The sequence below is a fragment of the Acinetobacter sp. UBA801 genome, assembly GCA_002296655.1.
Taxonomy (GTDB): Bacteria; Pseudomonadota; Gammaproteobacteria; order Pseudomonadales; family Moraxellaceae; genus Acinetobacter.
On record DBIN01000053.1, the window covers coordinates 1 to 16,221 of the forward strand.

At 40.8% G+C, this 16,221-nt stretch carries 18 protein-coding genes; 5 read left to right on the forward strand and 13 right to left on the reverse strand.

Annotated elements, in window-relative coordinates; genetic code table 11:
* Positions 1-97 precede the first annotated feature (97 nt).
* The 5 genes from B2W49_RS10680 to rplM all read right to left on the reverse strand — a co-directional run bounded on the left by B2W49_RS10680 (position 98) and on the right by rplM (position 2,931).
* Positions 98-748, reverse strand: coding sequence for a hypothetical protein (locus B2W49_RS10680; RefSeq protein ID WP_291341142.1), 651 nt, complete (start codon positions 746-748; stop codon positions 98-100).
* Between the two features lie 16 nt (positions 749-764).
* Complete coding sequence (locus B2W49_RS10685) at positions 765-1,193, reverse strand: ClpXP protease specificity-enhancing factor (protein WP_291341144.1); 429 nt, start codon at positions 1,191-1,193, stop codon at positions 765-767.
* Positions 1,194-1,203: 10 nt separating this feature from the next.
* A complete protein-coding gene (locus B2W49_RS10690) occupies positions 1,204-1,857 on the reverse strand; it encodes a glutathione S-transferase N-terminal domain-containing protein (protein WP_291341146.1) in 654 nt (217 codons plus the stop codon).
* Between the two features lie 246 nt (positions 1,858-2,103).
* A complete protein-coding gene (gene rpsI, locus B2W49_RS10695) occupies positions 2,104-2,490 on the reverse strand; it encodes a 30S ribosomal protein S9 (RefSeq protein ID WP_004972483.1) in 387 nt (128 codons plus the stop codon).
* A gap of 12 nt (positions 2,491-2,502) precedes the next feature.
* Positions 2,503-2,931 (reverse strand): 50S ribosomal protein L13, encoded by a 429-nt coding sequence (gene rplM / locus B2W49_RS10700; RefSeq protein WP_004909012.1) that lies wholly within the window; start codon positions 2,929-2,931, stop codon positions 2,503-2,505.
* Positions 2,932-3,645: 714 nt separating this feature from the next.
* On the opposite strand from rplM, the gene pdxA reads away from it, so the two are divergent.
* Genes pdxA through B2W49_RS10715 form a run of 3 tightly spaced genes read left to right on the forward strand, consistent with a single transcriptional unit; the run spans position 3,646 to position 6,294 of the window.
* Complete coding sequence (gene pdxA, locus B2W49_RS10705) at positions 3,646-4,614, forward strand: 4-hydroxythreonine-4-phosphate dehydrogenase PdxA (protein WP_291341155.1); 969 nt, start codon at positions 3,646-3,648, stop codon at positions 4,612-4,614.
* Positions 4,615-4,633: 19 nt separating this feature from the next.
* Positions 4,634-5,446: a 16S rRNA (adenine(1518)-N(6)/adenine(1519)-N(6))-dimethyltransferase RsmA gene (gene rsmA, locus B2W49_RS10710; protein ID WP_291341157.1), complete on the forward strand. Its 813-nt coding sequence runs from the start codon at positions 4,634-4,636 to the stop codon at positions 5,444-5,446.
* Positions 5,446-6,294, forward strand: a complete 849-nt coding sequence (locus B2W49_RS10715; RefSeq protein ID WP_291341159.1) for a symmetrical bis(5'-nucleosyl)-tetraphosphatase — start codon at positions 5,446-5,448, stop codon at positions 6,292-6,294. The genes rsmA and B2W49_RS10715 overlap by 1 nt, the downstream gene beginning before the upstream one ends.
* A gap of 83 nt (positions 6,295-6,377) precedes the next feature.
* Here B2W49_RS10715 and B2W49_RS10720 read toward each other — a convergent pair whose 3' ends face one another.
* The 6 genes from B2W49_RS10720 to hflX all read right to left on the reverse strand — a co-directional run bounded on the left by B2W49_RS10720 (position 6,378) and on the right by hflX (position 10,525).
* Positions 6,378-6,830 carry a DUF2147 domain-containing protein gene (locus B2W49_RS10720; RefSeq protein WP_104988247.1) on the reverse strand — a complete coding sequence of 151 codons (453 nt, stop codon included), beginning with the start codon at positions 6,828-6,830 and terminating at the stop codon, positions 6,378-6,380.
* Between the two features lie 108 nt (positions 6,831-6,938).
* A complete protein-coding gene (locus B2W49_RS10725) occupies positions 6,939-7,382 on the reverse strand; it encodes a DUF2147 domain-containing protein (RefSeq protein ID WP_291341162.1) in 444 nt (147 codons plus the stop codon).
* Positions 7,383-7,560: 178 nt separating this feature from the next.
* Complete coding sequence (locus B2W49_RS10730) at positions 7,561-8,007, reverse strand: DUF2147 domain-containing protein (protein WP_291341164.1); 447 nt, start codon at positions 8,005-8,007, stop codon at positions 7,561-7,563.
* An 86-nt stretch (positions 8,008-8,093) separates the two neighbouring features.
* A complete protein-coding gene (locus B2W49_RS10735) occupies positions 8,094-8,768 on the reverse strand; it encodes an LrgB family protein (RefSeq protein WP_291341165.1) in 675 nt (224 codons plus the stop codon).
* A gap of 10 nt (positions 8,769-8,778) precedes the next feature.
* Positions 8,779-9,150 (reverse strand): hypothetical protein, encoded by a 372-nt coding sequence (locus B2W49_RS10740; RefSeq protein ID WP_291341166.1) that lies wholly within the window; start codon positions 9,148-9,150, stop codon positions 8,779-8,781.
* Positions 9,151-9,184: 34 nt separating this feature from the next.
* On the reverse strand, positions 9,185-10,525 hold the full coding sequence (hflX, locus tag B2W49_RS10745) for a ribosome rescue GTPase HflX (protein WP_291341169.1): 1,341 nt from the start codon (positions 10,523-10,525) through the stop codon (positions 9,185-9,187).
* 442 nt (positions 10,526-10,967) lie between these two features.
* Between hflX and B2W49_RS10750 the strand changes: the two genes are divergently transcribed.
* A complete protein-coding gene (locus tag B2W49_RS10750; RefSeq protein ID WP_070153822.1) occupies positions 10,968-11,786 on the forward strand; it encodes a lysophospholipid acyltransferase family protein in 819 nt (272 codons plus the stop codon).
* A gap of 97 nt (positions 11,787-11,883) precedes the next feature.
* Here the strand turns inward: B2W49_RS10750 and B2W49_RS10755 are convergent, their stop codons facing one another.
* On the reverse strand, positions 11,884-13,494 hold the full coding sequence (locus B2W49_RS10755) for a phospholipase D family protein (RefSeq protein WP_291341173.1): 1,611 nt from the start codon (positions 13,492-13,494) through the stop codon (positions 11,884-11,886).
* A 176-nt stretch (positions 13,495-13,670) separates the two neighbouring features.
* Between B2W49_RS10755 and B2W49_RS10760 the strand changes: the two genes are divergently transcribed.
* Entirely contained in the window at positions 13,671-14,681 is a 1,011-nt protein-coding gene (locus B2W49_RS10760) for a metallophosphoesterase (protein WP_291341174.1), read from the forward strand.
* A 66-nt stretch (positions 14,682-14,747) separates the two neighbouring features.
* Here the strand turns inward: B2W49_RS10760 and B2W49_RS10765 are convergent, their stop codons facing one another.
* Positions 14,748-16,061, reverse strand: coding sequence for an MFS transporter (locus tag B2W49_RS10765; RefSeq protein ID WP_291341176.1), 1,314 nt, complete (start codon positions 16,059-16,061; stop codon positions 14,748-14,750).
* Between the last annotated feature and the right edge of the window lie 160 nt (positions 16,062-16,221).

Below are 16,221 nucleotides of genomic sequence, written 5' to 3' on the forward strand. Positions count from 1 at the left end.
ATGATAGTGCGTAAGTCCTAGAATATTAAAAATAAAGAACACCAAAAAATAAAACCATCAGAAAATGGTTTTATTGGGGCATAGATAGAAGATTTATTTAAGCGAATAATTGTGTAACGGAACACCATAGAATTGCCAAAATTGCAATTGCAACGATAGGTTCTAGTACTTTAGACCAAGTGGGTACAATTGCTTCTGCAGGCTCAATATTTTGATGATCATCGTGGGTATGTTGTTGAACCATTTGATTAAACTCCTTCATTGATGCCTCTAATGATAGCTCTTCTTGAGGAATTGGTTTAGAACCTTTTAACTCTATTAGATCGTTTGTTGACCAAACCCAATCATCTGCCTGACCAGATAAATGTTCAATTTGACCTAGCAATAATTCACCTAAACCTTTATTACCAAAATTACCCGTTTGATCTAACTGTTTGAGTTCAGTAAGTTGTAAGGCTAAAACTTCGCTAATATTCTGTTCAAGCTCAGTTTTGGAGAGAGGCGACTGATTGTGTGGAGATGTGGTGAGTCGACGTGCAATTTCCTGAATATATAATTCATCTTGATGATCAATTTCTTGATAAAGTTTTTGGTTGTCTTCTCGCCACAAACTGACCAGTTTACCTAAGCTCAGCGCATTGATTTCTTGAATATATTGGTCGCGATCAACAGCATTATATCGTTTCAAAAGCGAGGGCCTTTGAAGTTTAATCTGCGCTGCAAAATATTGTACTAAATCAAAAGCCATTCACTACTCCATTGTTTTAATCTAATAATCTAAGGCTTGGTTTTTTCTTAGTTTGTTCGGTTTTATCTTCAGTCTTTGATTCTAAAGTATCTTGATCATTTTGGATATGTGCATACTCACTTGGATCAAAGAATAAGCCTTGTCCATTCTCTCTTGCATAGATACCCAAAACGGCATTCATAGGTACATATAAGTCGCGTGATACGCCACCAAAGCGTGCAGAGAAGGTGATAGCATCATTGCTCATGTGTAAGGCATGTACTGCATGTGGAACGATATTTAGGACAATTTGACCATCTTGAATAAATTGTTCAGGAACAAGCGTATTCGGCTGTGTGGCATCGACCAATAAATGTGGTGTGAGTTGGTTATCACAAATCCATTCATAAATTGCGCGGGCTAAATAAGGACGGGTTGGACTTAAATTGATTTCAGATTCAGACATAATATGCTCTTTAGGTATGAATTAAAAATTCTTGATAGTGATTTTTTTCTTGTAAAGTCATTGCTTGTGTAAAAGTGGGGCGTGAAAAAACCCGCTGACAATACAGGAAAAACGGACGACAGTGTTGTTTGGGTAATTCTATACCCATGGCTTTTAGCCGTATAAATAAGGGTGCCAGCATGCAATCTAAAATGCTGAAATTTTCCGACATGAAATAAGGATAATGCTGAAATAATGGCGTTAGTGAAATGAGTGTATCACGTAATTTTTTTTGTGCTGCGCGCTGTGCTGTATGATCTAAGCTGTCAGGATGACGTAGCATCTGATCGGCAAGTTTGAACCAGTCTTGCTCAAAACGCCAAATATATTGACGTTGTTCTGCTCGTGGCATAGGTGCGTCGGCATAGAGTTTATTTTGTCGATAACGATCATCCAGATATTCTGAAATAATCGCAGTATTAAAGAGTTTTAAATCATTTTCTAGCAGCATTGGAAGTTGATTATACGGATTTAGGCTTGCAAAGTCTTCATCTTCATAATCGACTAAAATCAGTTGATATTTGATTTGTTTTTCGGCAAGAACGTAACGAATCCAATGAGAGCGAAAGTCGTCCGCATGACTATAGAGGGTAATGCCTTGTAAGGGTGCGTTCTCGACTGACATAATCCGAAATAAAACCAAATGAATAGAATAGGATACTAAACTTAGTCACTAAAATCACCCAGCAAAGCTGATAAAAGTGTATGAGATATTTGTTGATCGATTTTTCAGTTTTTGTGCTGTAATTAATTTCGGTTTTGGGATGTGTGAATCTGAATTGTCTATGAGGCTTAAAATGCTCAGCTAGTCGATTTGCATAAAAAAGCCTTGGAAAATCCAAGGCTTTTTGTGTCCGATTCGGTAAACGAATTAACGTTTAGAGAATTGTGGACGTTTACGAGCTTTACGTAAACCAAGTTTCTTACGTTCAACTTCACGAGCGTCACGAGTAACGAAACCAGCTTGACGAAGAGCAGGTTTTAAAGTGTCGTCAGATGCGATCAATGCACGAGTAATACCGTGACGGATTGCACCAGCTTGACCACCAATACCACCACCAGCAACAGTGATGTAAAGGTCATATTTTTCAGTAGCTTCAAGAAGCTCTAATGGTTGACGTACGATCATACGAGCAGTTTCACGGCCGAAATATTGCTCAAGAGTACGGTTGTTAATTACGAGTTTACCTGTACCAGCTGATAAGAAAACACGTGCAGTTGCGGTCTTACGGCGACCTGTACCATAGTTAGTAGCCATGTGCTGTATCCCTTAGATGTCCAAAACTTGTGGCTGTTGAGCTGTGTGAGGATGCTCAGCACCAGCGTACACTTTCATTTTCTTGATCATAGCATAACCAAGAGGACCTTTTGGCAACATGCCTTTTACTGCACGTTGGAAGATTTCTTCTGGTTTGTGAGCAACTAATTTCTCAAAATTAGTTTCACGGATACCACCAGGGAAACCAGTGTGGCGATAGTATTTCTTGTCAAGTGATTTGTTACCCGTCACTTGAACTTGCTCAGCATTGATGACAACGATGTAGTCGCCAGTGTCAACGTGAGGAGTATAAGAAGTCTTGTGCTTACCGCGTAAACGACGTGCGATTTCTGTCGCAAGGCGACCTAGAGTTTTGCCAGAAGCATCAACAACGTACCAGTCGTGTTGAACTTCAGCTGGCTTAGCGCTGAGAGTTTTCATTAAACCACTACCTATTATAGTTGGTTTGGACTATGGAAGCTGTCCAAACAAAAAGGAGTCCGAATTCTACCTGAGAATGGGTGGAACTACAATGGAGAATTCACATTTTAAGCGCTATATTTTACCAATCTTGGCTGTAAAAGAAAAGTTGAATTAATTTTGCAGATTCAAGATTAAAAAGCCCAGATTTATGCGGTTTTAAATCACCTTGTACAGGCTTCAAACTAAAATTTCTAGCATTCAATATTAAAACAAGAATGGGAGAAAGGATGTCACCAGATTCGCACTCAGAAATACATCAATGAGTTGATTTAACTATTTCTAAACGCATTAAAATTATTGCGGGATGTTTTATTGCATTGCTCAGTGTCTACACGTTGATTTTGCTACGATTAGGTGCTGTATATGGTGTGGATGTGTTTAGCATACAATAGCTGTATTCAATGTCATCCATTTAACATTCTTCCCATTTTTATGTTATAGCGGAGACGGAATCATATTGTTGTGCTTAGCAGACACCCAATATCGGATGGTGTTAATAATCACAAAAAAATTGATGATGGGTTGCTATTCGCTGTTGCTGTGATCGCTATTTCTGAATGGGCGTATGTGCAAGGGATTTCACTCTCGATTTATCTTGGACTGGAATAAAACAATCATCTAAGTTGGCGTTATACTTTAAGCATCCTTAGATAAATTTGGATTGAGCATTTTATGCGACCTTTATATGTCACCAGTGGTGAACCTGCAGGTATTGGACCTGATATTTGCCTTAGTCTGGCAGATCGACAAGATGAACGTCCAATTGTGGTATTGGCTGATCATCAATTATTAGAACAACGTGCCGAAATTCTAAACCAAAAAGTCGAATTGATTGAATATTCAGGTCAGCAACAGCCTGCAGCGCTTGGACAGTTATATGTTGAGCATGTACCTTTGGCTGTAGATGTTGAATTAGGGCATTTAAATGCACAAAATGCATCTTATGTGTTAGAGCAATTACATCGTTCTGCATCGTATGCCATGACGGGTAAAAGTTTCGGTGTTGCGACAGCGCCAGTGCAAAAATCGATTATTAATGAAGCGGGCATTTCGTTTAGTGGACATACTGAATATTATCAGGAGTTTGCAGGTGTAGAACGTGTGGTGATGATGTTGGCGACTAAAACGCTACGTGTTGCCCTCGTAACAACGCATTTACCGTTACGTGCAGTCGCAGATGCGATTAGCAAAACCCGTTTGCAGCAGGTGATTGATATTTTGCTGTACGATCTCAAAAGCAAATTTAAAATTGAACATCCTAAAGTATTGGTCTGTGGTTTGAACCCGCATGCGGGCGAAGATGGTTATTTAGGCATGGAAGAAATTGAGGTGATTAATCCTGTGCTGCAAAATTACCGTAATCGCGGTGAAAATATTAGTTTAAGTTTGCCTGCAGATACGTTGTTTACCCCAGAAAATTTAAAAGATGCCGATGCAGTTTTAGCGATGTATCACGATCAGGGTTTACCTGTGTTAAAATCTCAGGGCTTTGGTGAAGCAATTAATATTACTTTAGGCTTACCGTTTATTCGCACTTCAGTCGATCACGGCACAGCGCTCTCCCTCGCAGGTACAGGACTTGCGAAAAGTTCTAGCTTGCATGTTGCTGTCGATTTAGCGCTGGATTTAGCACGTTCATAATTTCAGCTTGGAAATCTTTATGTATCAAATTAATGCCCTAAACCCAAAGGAAGAAGGGCATCAGGCTCGTAAACGCTTTGGTCAAAACTTTTTGCATGATCAAGGTGTGATTGCCAAAATTGTTCGCTCAGTGAACCCGCGTCCAGGCGATAATATTGTCGAGATTGGACCTGGTTTAGCGGCATTGACCTCGCCTTTAATTGGTGAGTGTGATGCTTTGACTGTGGTGGAGTTAGACCGTGATTTGGCTGCAGGTTTACCAGGACGTGTGCCACATCCTGAGCGTTTAACCATTGTAGAAAGTGATGCGCTGAAATACGATTTTAGTGAATTATTTGCTGAAGGCCGTCCTTTACGTGTGGTTGGAAACTTGCCGTATAACATTTCGACGCCGCTTTTGTTTCATCTCTTAGAGTTTGGTGACAAAGTTAAAGACATGCACTTTATGCTGCAAAAAGAAGTGGTAGATCGCATCACAGCTGAACCCAATACCAAAGAATATGGGCGTTTATCGGTGATGATGCAATATTACTGTAAGCCAACTTTCTTGTTTGAAGTGCCACCTGGTGCATTTAACCCACCGCCTAAAGTGACTTCTGCGGTATTTCGCTTAGAACCCTATGCAACCAAACCAATTATTGCCAAAGATGAAAAAGCATTGGCACGTTTGGTGTCGCATGTCTTTACCCAGCGTCGTAAAACATTGCGCAATAGCTTAAAAGGCATGTTGGCTGAAGATGCATTTGAACGTGCAGGGGTAGACCCAATGGCTCGTCCTGAAACTTTAAGCTTGAGTGCATTTGTCGCATTGGCAGATCAGATGGTGAATTAATGGCAGCAATTCGATACAACTATGTCATTGGTGATGTTCAGGGCTGCTTTGAAGCCTTGAAACTGTTATTAAAAGAAATACAGTTCGATCCCGATCAAGATTTTATTTGGTTTGCAGGCGACTTGGTGGCGCGGGGTGAAAACTCGGTAGGTGCTTTGCGTTTTATTAAAAAACTGGTGGATCGTGGCGTTGCGGCAACGGTGTTAGGCAATCACGATTTAACCTTGTTGGCAGGCGCACGTGGCTTAAAGAAAATCAAAGCGCAAGACAACACGCTTGATGTGATTGATGCAATTGATAGTGATGAGTTGATTGACTGGTTACGAAAACAACCTTTGTGTCTTTTCCCGAATGCAAACACCATTTTAACTCATGCAGGCATTCCACATATTTGGGATGCGGAACAAACCGCAGCTTTGGCAAAAGAGGTTGAGGCGGTGATTGGGCATGATGACTTTGAGGTGGTGGATGCATTTTTAAAGGAAATGTATGGGGCTGAACCTACAGTTTGGTCGGATGATTTAACGGGACATGCGCGTTTACGTTGTATTACCAATTATTTGACCCGTATGCGTTTAGCCAATTTGCAGGGTGGTTTGGAGTTCAGCTTTAAAGATGCCTTAGATGACCCGATGCCAGAAGGTTTTAAACCGTGGTTTGAATATCCATCTTTAGCTGCGCAAACACATCAAATCGTATTTGGTCATTGGGCGGCATTGCAAGGGAAAAGGGTAGCCGACAATATTCAAAATGTGGATGGCGGTTGTGTGTGGGGCAATCAGCTCATGGCGTATCGTTTGGAAGATCAGCAATTGTTTGCAGTGGATAATCCGCTGGCAGAATGGTAACAATACTTTATCTTTATAATTTGAAAATGTGATCTCGAAATGAAAACAGCCACCTATTAAAGTGGCTATTTTTATCTTGAATTTTATTGAATCCGAATCCAAGTTTGGCTGCGACCTAGTGTAGATACCCCCATATAAGCGCGCAAAGTCAAGCGCTTACCTGTCGAGTTGAGGCGAATTTTTGCATCGTAAATACGACCTGCCAATGGATCAATTACGCGTCCTTTTTCGTAATTATTGCTGTCTTTGACTTGTTGTAAGCCTTTTAAAATGTCCATCCCTAAAATAGGTTGGTTAGTATAGGGCGCTGGGCATTTATTACAGAGTTCACGTGGGGTATAACCTGGACGTGGAGTTACTTTAATAATTTTACCCGTATAGGTTTGATTGGCTTCTTTACGAATTTCGATGACAGCTTTGGGTGAGCCTGTTTTATCATCAATTTGTTGCCAAGTGCCCGTTAAATCTTGTGCCATCGCCAAAGTGCTAAGGCTGCCGAAGATGACGGCTATTCCTAAAGCCAATTTTTGAATCATTTTATTTCCCTTACTCGGTCTTTGCGGCTAGTCTAATCTCTGAATAGGGCTTGAACAAAGCCCTGAGGATCTTGAAAAAATGACCGATGCGGCACTTTGAGTTAGATTTTATTGACGAATCCACGTTTGTGTCCGACCAATGGCTGAAATTCCGACGTAACCACGTAAAGTGAGACGTTTATTGTTAGACGCTAAACGACCTTTCAGGCTATACATTTTGCCTGTAAGTGGATCTAAAATACGTCCATCTGCATAGTTGTTATTTTCCACATGCTTTAAGCCATGAATAATTTCCAACCCCACCAAAGGTTTGTTGGTATAAGGCGCAGGACAATTGACACACATGGTTTTTGGGGTATAGCCTGGTCTTGGTGTGACTTTGATAATTTTACCAGTAAAGCTGCCATTTTCAGCCTGAGTAATTTCAATCAGTGCTTTGGGTGAGCCTGTTTTGTCATCAATACTTTGCCAGATACCCGTTAGGTCTGCAGCAAACGCTGAGCCACTGAATATTAAGCTTGCAAATACACCCATCCATACATTTTTCTTCATATCATTCCTTTATTTGCCAAAATTGATCACAGAGGTTAATTTAAGATATAAAGCGAGTTGTGGTAGGAGTCAAGCGGTTTGAGAGAAAGTGAATCTTAAAGTTGCAACTAAAATGTTGGAAAAGCAATAAAAAATGCCACGAACGTGTGGCATTTTAAGTGAAAAGTAAAGTGATTAATTATTCGCTTTTAATCCAAGTTTGGCTGCGTCCTAAAGCTGACACACCGACATAACCGCGCATGGTCAAACGCTTACCGTTGCTGCTTAATTTGGCTTTGGTGCTGTAAATATTGCCGCTTAATGGGTCAATGATTTTTCCACCAGAGTAGTTCGTGCCACCTGTATGTTTTAAGCCTTTGAGTACATCCATGCCTAAAATAGGTTGGTTAGTATAAGGTGCAGGACAGTTGATACAGGTATCTTTAGGAGTATAGCCAGGACGAGGGGTAACTTTGACAATTTTAGCTGTATAGGTGCCATTGGCTTCCTGACGAATTTCTAAAATTGCTTTAGATGAACCCGTCTTATCGTCAATGTTTTTCCAAGTTCCTGTAATATCTTGGGCCAGCGCAAAACTACCTAACGCTGAGCAGATTAAAGCAACGGTGAGTTTCATCTTGACCATGTTCAATGTTCCTTCATTTCGCAAACTGGATATTTCATAATAAATAGAAAGTGAAATTGTCACAATGTGAAAAAGTGATTGCTCAGTCACATTCTTTGCAAATACAGTATAAATGTTGGCAGCCAAACTGCGGTGAAAACCGCATTAACTGCCATTCCAAAGGCAGCATAGCGTCCTGCAACACTCCCACGTTGCCAGGCTTGGGCAGTACCAATGGCATGTGCAGCTAAGCCAAGTGCCAAGCCAGAAGCACGTTCATCATTGATATGTTTTAAAATAAGCGGTGACAGAGCAGCACCAACGACACCCGATAAAATTACAATTAATATTACCAATTGAATCGGTGCTTCTAATAAGGTTGCGATATTAATCGCAATCGGCGTGGTCACTGCACGGGTGGCAAATGCCATAATATCGGCATTGGACATGTGTAGCGCATAAGCAAGCCCCATTGGTAGTGCCACAGCACTAAAACTGGCAAAGAGCAAAATACCTAAAATTGCTTTGAGGGGTAAATCATCATAACGCATCGCTGCTAGAGGAATGGCGAGTGCAACTGTCACATAACCCAATAATTGATTAAACAAAGGATTAGTTTGTGCGACGTAAGTTTCGTATGGAATCCCGAAAAAATACAACAGTAGCAACACAAAACACATGCCAAAGACAATGACGGGGATTTGCGGGACTTTTTGGTTGCAAGGTTTTGCCAATAAATACGCAACAAGGGTGATTAAAAAACCATATAGAATAGACAGCATTTTTAATCTCCTAAAGCCAGCGTTTTGCCATTTTGGCATACAGCCAAAGTGGGATTAGTGTACTGATGCACAATACAATCAAGAAGATTGGAATTTGTTTGCCCATGTGCGTGAGCATAATTAATGAACCCGCACTGATGGGTAAAAAGGCAAAGGCACTTTCTTTCATAATTTTGTTATTGGTGTCGACTAGACGAGCGGGAATTTTACTGAGTTTGCGCCATGTAAATAATACTGCTAGCAGACTGAGCAAACCGACTAAATTGCCTAATTCTGGGTGATTAAATTGAGTCATGATCCACACAGAGGCTTCACGAAACACAATAATCAAAAGGAGTGTGCCGATCCATGCTGGCCAATCGATATGTTTTATCCTGCTCATTTTGATCTTTCGTTAAAATTTTACTTATCACGTTTTAACCGATTTGATCATCAATTTCAAATGCTTTAAGTAGACGTTTAAATTGTTCTGCCTGCGCACCTAAAATTTCGTCTATTGGTAAATGCGCCTGTTTGATCAGTTGTTCCAGTTTATGTGGTGCCATTCTGACTTGTAGATGTAATTGACCATCATCATCGTAATGTTCTGCCTGAATGACATTGAGCGCATACAGTTGATTGCGCAGTTTGCCATAAGCAGGTTGTAATTTTAGATCAAACTTTTGAATTTGTCCCATTAAACATTCATGTACGGCTTGCTTTAACAAGTCTAAACCTTGCCCTGAATGTGCTGACACATAGACACGGTCGGGTTGATGTGGTTTGTCATAGATAATTTTGGCTGTTTCGCCTGAAACATCAATTTTATTGTAAACCCGCAAAATGGGTACATCTGCACCAATTTCTTTCAGCACACCTTCGACTGCTTCAATTTGTTCCAACACATCTGGGCTGCTTGAATCAATCACATGCAGCAATAAACTGGCTTCTAAAGTTTCTTCCAAAGTTGCTTTAAATGATTCAACCAAAGCGTGGGACAGGTTTCTTACAAAGCCGACTGTATCTGCCAATACCAGACGTCCAATACCATCCCATTCTAAACGCCGCAAAGTGGGGTCAAGCGTAGCAAACAGTTGGTCTGCAGCATAAACATTGCTTTGCGCCAGAATGTTAAATAAGGTCGATTTACCAGCGTTGGTATAACCGACTAATGAAACGGTAGGAATGGCGGCTTTTTGTCGTGCCACACGACCTTGCGCACGCGTTTGACGAACTTTATCGAGTTTGGTTTTGAGTTGTCCCATGCGAATACGCAATAAGCGTCGGTCGGTTTCCAGCAAGGTTTCCCCAGGGCCACGTAAGCCAATACCACCTTTTTGACTGTCTAAGTTGCTACGACTACGCACTAAACGTGAAGATAAATGCTGTAATTGTGCCAATTCGACCTGTAATTTACCTTCGTAAGTGCGGGCGCGTTGAGCAAAAATATCTAAAATAAGTTCGGTACGATCCACCACGCGGCATTGCATCACTTTTTCTAAATTACGTGCCTGTGCAGGACTGAGCGCATGATCAAAAATGACCAAATTGGCTGCGTGTTCTTTGACCAATGTAGCAATTTCATCGGCTTTGCCTGAGCCAATAAAGAGTTTGGCATCGGGTTTGCTACGTTGAGTGTGGACGTGTTGTAAAACTTCTGCACCTGCAGATTCCGCCAAGAGCTGAAACTCTTCGGCATCGAGGTCTTCTAAAATTTGGACAGCGACACTGACCAGTACAACACGCTCGCCATTTTGATGTGGCACAAAATTTTCCACTCAGCGCAATCTCCATGCTAAAGCTTTATTCTAGTAGAAAAAATGCCTGTGCAGGGAATTAGATGATTGGAGTTTTCCTGCACCTTGATTTATTGCCATTTCAGTGTGTATAAACTCAAATGTGAGGATGATCCAAATATAGAATTTGTTTATTCAGATTAGAATTCTTAAAGACCGCTTTAAATCCATAATTCAGCCCTTCATCTTTACCATCTCCCACAGGAAGAAAGGACTTTTAATATCCACTTAACTTATTTCTCATGATTATTTTTTGATTTCTGAAAGAGCGCTAATTTTCGAAAAGTCGCATGTTTGCATGCGGGTTTCGGTTTTTCTTATCAATGCAAGTTATTATCAATGCAAGTTCAGATTGAACAGTATAGAATGAGCAAAATTTAGACCTTTATACGTTGTTTTGCGTTTAACAATTAGTGATGACCCTATGAACCCAGCTGTTGAAACTCACACATCTCCAATTCATGGTTTGGCAAAGCTTGCTTTGTATAGTAAAAAAGTTCTGGCAACGGCTGGCGCGATTGGTGAAGGGTTTTATTTGGTCTATCGTCATCAATTGTATAAAGACACCAACAACCCGAATAATACGCGCTATGTACAATATTTTTGCCGTCAATTGTGCAAAGTTTTTAATATTGAAGTGCAAATTCATGGTGAAATTCCGCATGACCCCGCACTATGGGTCAGTAATCATATTTCATGGTTAGATGTGGCAGTATTGGGTTCTAGTGCGCGGGTATTTTTTCTGGCCAAAGCTGAAATTGAAAAATGGCCGTTATTGGGTAAGTTAGCCAAAGGCGGTGGGACGCTATTTATTAAGCGTGGCTCTGGCGATTCAGTCAAAATTCGTGAACAAATCACGCAATTTCTAAAACAAGATATTCCCGTATTGTTTTTTCCTGAAGCGACTACGTCAGATGGAAGCAAAATTAAAAAAGTGCATGGTCGTATTTTAGGGGCGGCGATTGAAGCGAAACGACCTGTGCAAATTTGTCTGATTTGCTATGTGAATCAGCAAGGTGAGTTAGATACCGTTGCGCCGTTTATTAATGACATGACTTTTGTTGATCATGTGAAAGATGTTTTGGAAATGCCGAAAGTGACAGCGCATTTAATGGCTTTGCCTGCAATTGCGGTTGAAGGGCACGATATTGAATCTTTAACTGCTGTGGTACAGGAACGCATGACAGAAGGTTTGGCTGAATTGCATCGTCAGGTATTAAAACCACAAACGCTGACATCATAAAACAAGCTTAGGCGTGTTTTATTTGCTAAACATAGCCTAAGCAAATCATGTTGCTCTAAAAAAATGGTCATCATCCAACAGCTTAAATATTTCGTTACTACATAAAACCTTCGATTGGCAGCCATGAAGTAATTTTCATAGCTGCACGTTGATACCATCTCATCCCTGGTTCTTTTTTTAGAATTTGAGTTTCACCTTGTGGATTTTTCATGTGCCATTGAATGTTTTGCTGCGCATCCAAAACCAGTTTATAAGCATATTTAGACAAATTGACATCCATGGTCTGGTGAACTGCACGAGCCAATGGCGGACTATTTAAAATTACTCCAATTTCAGTGTTTAAATATGCCGAGCGCGGATCAAAATTAAATGAACCAATAAACACCTGTTTTTCATCCAGCGCCATGAGCTTGGCATGTAAACTAGAACGGCTTAAACCTTTCATACTGACTTTGGCTTTTTTGGAAATTTCTTGCGTATGTGTATTTAGGTTTTCCATTTCAGGTTGTGCCAAAAACTCATAGAGCTGCACGTTATTTGCCAATAAATCTTCCCGATATTTTGCATAAAAAGCATGTACTACTGGGACATCGTTGGCTTTAAAGGAGTTGGTCAGTACGCGTACCTGGATGCCATCATTCGCTAAGTTTTTTAGTTTTTCTGCCCCTGATTGTTCAGGGACAAAATAAGCAGAAATAATATCGACACTACTACTTGGCTTTTCTAAATGCGTCAGCAGTTGAAAGTTGAGATGTTCCTCTTTTGAGGCGCGGTCTTTAATTTTACTCGGCGCATCTTTGACCACTTCAGCACTGACCCAATCGAACTTAATACTATGCGTCATCCACTGTTCAATCGCTTTAGAACGAGTCACCAAATCTAAATAATTTTGTACGGTGGCTTCTTGATCGTGCTGTTCTAATTGCTGTTTTAAGCTTTCATAACGCAAGGTGTAATGTCGTGGATTGACCAGTTGCTTGACTGAATAAGCATAGTCATCATTCCAGTATTCATCAAAAGAGTGAATGATTTCATCCGAAGCTGAGCCGACTAACATCACATCGACATCAGAAAATTGATAATTGTCGCTGACGTTATAGTATTGATTGCTCATATTGCGCCCACCAATCAGAGAAATTTGGTTATCGGCAATAAAGCTTTTGTTGTGCATACGACGATTAATACGTTTCAAATCCAAAATCATGTCCATGGCACGATAATGTCGAAAGCGATATGGATTATATAGTTTGATGTCGATATTGACATGTTGATCGAGCGCGAGATAAATGCCTTCCATTTTTTTGGCATTGTTATCATCTACCAATAAGCGGACTTTCACGCCACGATCAGCCGCACGAATAATGGCATGTAGCGCAAGCGCGCCAATTTTATCGTTATCCCAAATATAATATTGTAAATCTAAAGATTTTTCTGCTTTATTAATCAGATAGATACGTGCTGCTAGGGCTTCGAGCGGATCATATAGGACATGATAACCCGTAAGCTGCGGATATTTTTCGCGGAGCGGCAGTACGATTTTAGCCAAACTGGTTTGATCGGTTGGGGTTTCAAACGCCATTTGAATCGGATGTTCAATCTGTTTGGGCAGCGTGCTACAGCCTGAGAGTGTCAAAACGAAGGCGCAACTCAGCCATAAAAGGTTGTGCCGAATATTTTGAAATGGGGCGGATGAGCTGCGATTTGCCAAATTAAATTCCTTTTTAGCACGGGGAGCAAATAAGTTAAAAATAGGGTTTGAGTATAATTGTCAGCTATGAAAAGATAAATATGACAATACAGATATATGACGTGCAGGGGCTAAATGGGACATTTGGGTTTAGCGCAGCATTGAATGGCAGAAGTGTGAAGTAATAGAGAATAAATATGTGGAATAACGATTCAGTCGTGTTGTATTTCTATATTGGTATGGCGATTTTGGCGTTGTGGGCAGTTTCGCAAGCATGGCGCAGTCAGGCCAATACAGAAACCATTCACCCGTTTAAGGCCTTTGTGCATTTACTGGCATTTTATTTGTCTTACCTGTTGCCGCCTTTAGTTTTTTTTAGTGTTTATGCGGGTGTTCAGGGCTATTATTCCATCCACGAAGCAATTTTTGTATTTTTAGTCAGCGCAGTGTTGAGTTATGCACGTTTTATTGAGCCGCATTTGATTCAAGTTAAAACTACTCAATATCAAATTCATCCAGATCGCCGTTTATCCAAGCCCGTCAAAATTGCTTTAATTGCAGATTTACATATTGGTTTATTTTCTGGACATGAGCGTCAATTAAAGCAAATTGTGAAGAAACTCAATTTGCAAAACCCTGATATTGTGGTTGTGGCAGGCGACTGGACTTATGAGCCTGAAAATAAATTGGTCGAAGAATTGACAGTTTTAAAAGAAATTTGTGCGCCTGTATATTCGGTAAATGGCAATCATGATGAACAGTATCCAGGCCCGCCCATTCAGGAGCTGTTAAAAACGGCTTTAGAACAAAATAATGTAATTGATATTGAAGGCAGAATTGTCGAATTTGATGAGTTTCGTTTGCTCGGTATTGGCGATTTATGGGCAGGTAAAACCGATATGCGCTATATGCCTGATTTACCTCAGGACAAGCCGTGGGTGTTGTTATCACACAACCCCGATACAGTCGATATGGTGCCAAAATTGCCAACACGCCCGTTGATGTTGGCAGGACATACTCATGGTGGGCAGGTTGAGCTGCCATGGTTGACCGATTATGTGATGAAAAAAGTATCCATTTTAGGGCATAAAAAAGGCTTATATCGCCATGATCATGCCGACGTGTTTGTGACTGTGGGCACAGGAATGGTGGGTGTTCCTTTTCGTTTTGGTGTGCCACCCACGATTGATATGATTGAATTATTGTAAGTATTGTGATTATCATTCATTTGAAAAAACCAGCCTCGGCTGGTTTTTTTGATGCAATATTTACGCTTAAATTTGGTTATTCACATCATCATGCTTGGTTTCTCGAATCATTAAGAATGCGATTAAAGACAAGATGGATGCGGCACTTAAATAATAGCCAACTGCAGCCAAGCCATAAGTGGTGGCGAGTTTGGTAGCAATCAGTGGGGCAAACGATGCGCCAAAAATACCCGCCAAGTTAAATGTAAGTGCCGAGCCTGTATAGCGTACAGATGTTGGAAAAATTTCAGACAAGACTGTACCAATTGGCCCGTAAGTAAGCCCCATAATCGCCAAGCCAATACACAGGAACATAAAAACAATCCACGTGCTGCCTGAAGCAAGCATATCTGCAAAGAATAAGCCAAAAATTGCAGAGATGATACACACCGCAATAGACGTGGTTTTACGTCCAAATTTTTCGGCTAAAACGGCTGAGAGGGGAATAAAAGCGGCAAAACACAATGTGGCTAAAAGTTGAAGTTTTAAAAACTCTTCACGTGAATAGCCCAGTTGTTTGGTGCCCCATTGCAAGGCAAATACCGTGGTCAGATAAAACACCACAAAGGTACAAATTGCAGCAATTGTACCTAGCACTAACATTTTAGCGTGTTTTTTAAAGACTTGAATAAATGGCACATTGACTTCTTTTTGCTTATTCAACACTTTTTGAAAGGCCGGGGTTTCATGCAGTTTTAAGCGAATCCATAAACCGACAATCACCAATAAGGCACTGGAAATAAACGGGATGCGCCAGCCCCATGTCATAAAGTCCTGCTCAGACATCAGCGCACCTAAAATGAGGAATGAACCTGTGGCAAGAATAAAACCAATCGGTGCGCCCAATTGTGGGAACATGCCATACCAAGCACGTTTACCTTCAGGGGCATTTTCTGTGGCTAACAGTACCGCACCTGACCATTCGCCGCCTAAGCCTAAACCTTGTCCTAAACGACACAGTGCCAATAATATGGGTGCGACAATGCCAATTTGTGCATACGTTGGCAGTAAACCAATACAGACTGTAGAAATCCCCATGGTCAATAATGCCGCGACCAAAGTGGCTTTGCGCCCAATCCGATCTCCCAAATGTCCAAACAGGGCTGCACCAATAGGACGGGCGATAAAGGCAATTGCAAAGGTGGCCAGTGACTGAATGGTTGCCGTCATTGGGTCAGTACTGGTCGGAAAGAACAGATACGGAAAAATAATGACTGCCGCAGTGGCGTAGATATAAAAGTCAAAAAACTCGATGGTGGTACCGACCAAGCTTGCAGTCAGTACTCGAAATTTAGAATTTTGAGTCGGCTGTTCAGCGGCAGCAGTAGATGAAGATGCCATACAGGACCTTATGTAAAGTGAATTTTAAATGAAAGTGCAATTTGGCACAGACTGCACGGGCAGAAAAATAGTCAATACTTCTTGTGGTTATGCTTTTTTGGACAAGAAGTTGGTCACAAAACTATATCCATGAATATCGTCAAAGTCTAACCGTTTCATG

Excerpts from the sequence above, each read along its gene's own strand:
- B2W49_RS10680 (WP_291341142.1), bottom strand. The coding sequence starts at position 748 with ATGGCTTTTGATTTAGTACAATATTTTGCAGCGCAGATTAAACTTCAA.
- B2W49_RS10685 (WP_291341144.1), bottom strand. The coding sequence starts at position 1,193 with ATGTCTGAATCTGAAATCAATTTAAGTCCAACCCGTCCTTATTTAGCC.
- B2W49_RS10690 (WP_291341146.1), bottom strand. The coding sequence starts at position 1,857 with ATGTCAGTCGAGAACGCACCCTTACAAGGCATTACCCTCTATAGTCAT.
- rpsI (WP_004972483.1), bottom strand. The coding sequence starts at position 2,490 with ATGGCTACTAACTATGGTACAGGTCGCCGTAAGACCGCAACTGCACGT.
- rplM (WP_004909012.1), bottom strand. The coding sequence starts at position 2,931 with ATGAAAACTCTCAGCGCTAAGCCAGCTGAAGTTCAACACGACTGGTAC.
- pdxA (WP_291341155.1), top strand. The coding sequence starts at position 3,646 with ATGCGACCTTTATATGTCACCAGTGGTGAACCTGCAGGTATTGGACCT.
- rsmA (WP_291341157.1), top strand. The coding sequence starts at position 4,634 with ATGTATCAAATTAATGCCCTAAACCCAAAGGAAGAAGGGCATCAGGCT.
- B2W49_RS10715 (WP_291341159.1), top strand. The coding sequence starts at position 5,446 with ATGGCAGCAATTCGATACAACTATGTCATTGGTGATGTTCAGGGCTGC.
- B2W49_RS10720 (WP_104988247.1), bottom strand. The coding sequence starts at position 6,830 with ATGATTCAAAAATTGGCTTTAGGAATAGCCGTCATCTTCGGCAGCCTT.
- B2W49_RS10725 (WP_291341162.1), bottom strand. The coding sequence starts at position 7,382 with ATGAAGAAAAATGTATGGATGGGTGTATTTGCAAGCTTAATATTCAGT.
- B2W49_RS10730 (WP_291341164.1), bottom strand. The coding sequence starts at position 8,007 with ATGGTCAAGATGAAACTCACCGTTGCTTTAATCTGCTCAGCGTTAGGT.
- B2W49_RS10735 (WP_291341165.1), bottom strand. The coding sequence starts at position 8,768 with ATGCTGTCTATTCTATATGGTTTTTTAATCACCCTTGTTGCGTATTTA.
- B2W49_RS10740 (WP_291341166.1), bottom strand. The coding sequence starts at position 9,150 with ATGAGCAGGATAAAACATATCGATTGGCCAGCATGGATCGGCACACTC.
- B2W49_RS10750 (WP_070153822.1), top strand. The coding sequence starts at position 10,968 with ATGAACCCAGCTGTTGAAACTCACACATCTCCAATTCATGGTTTGGCA.
- B2W49_RS10760 (WP_291341174.1), top strand. The coding sequence starts at position 13,671 with ATGTGGAATAACGATTCAGTCGTGTTGTATTTCTATATTGGTATGGCG.
- B2W49_RS10765 (WP_291341176.1), bottom strand. The coding sequence starts at position 16,061 with ATGGCATCTTCATCTACTGCTGCCGCTGAACAGCCGACTCAAAATTCT.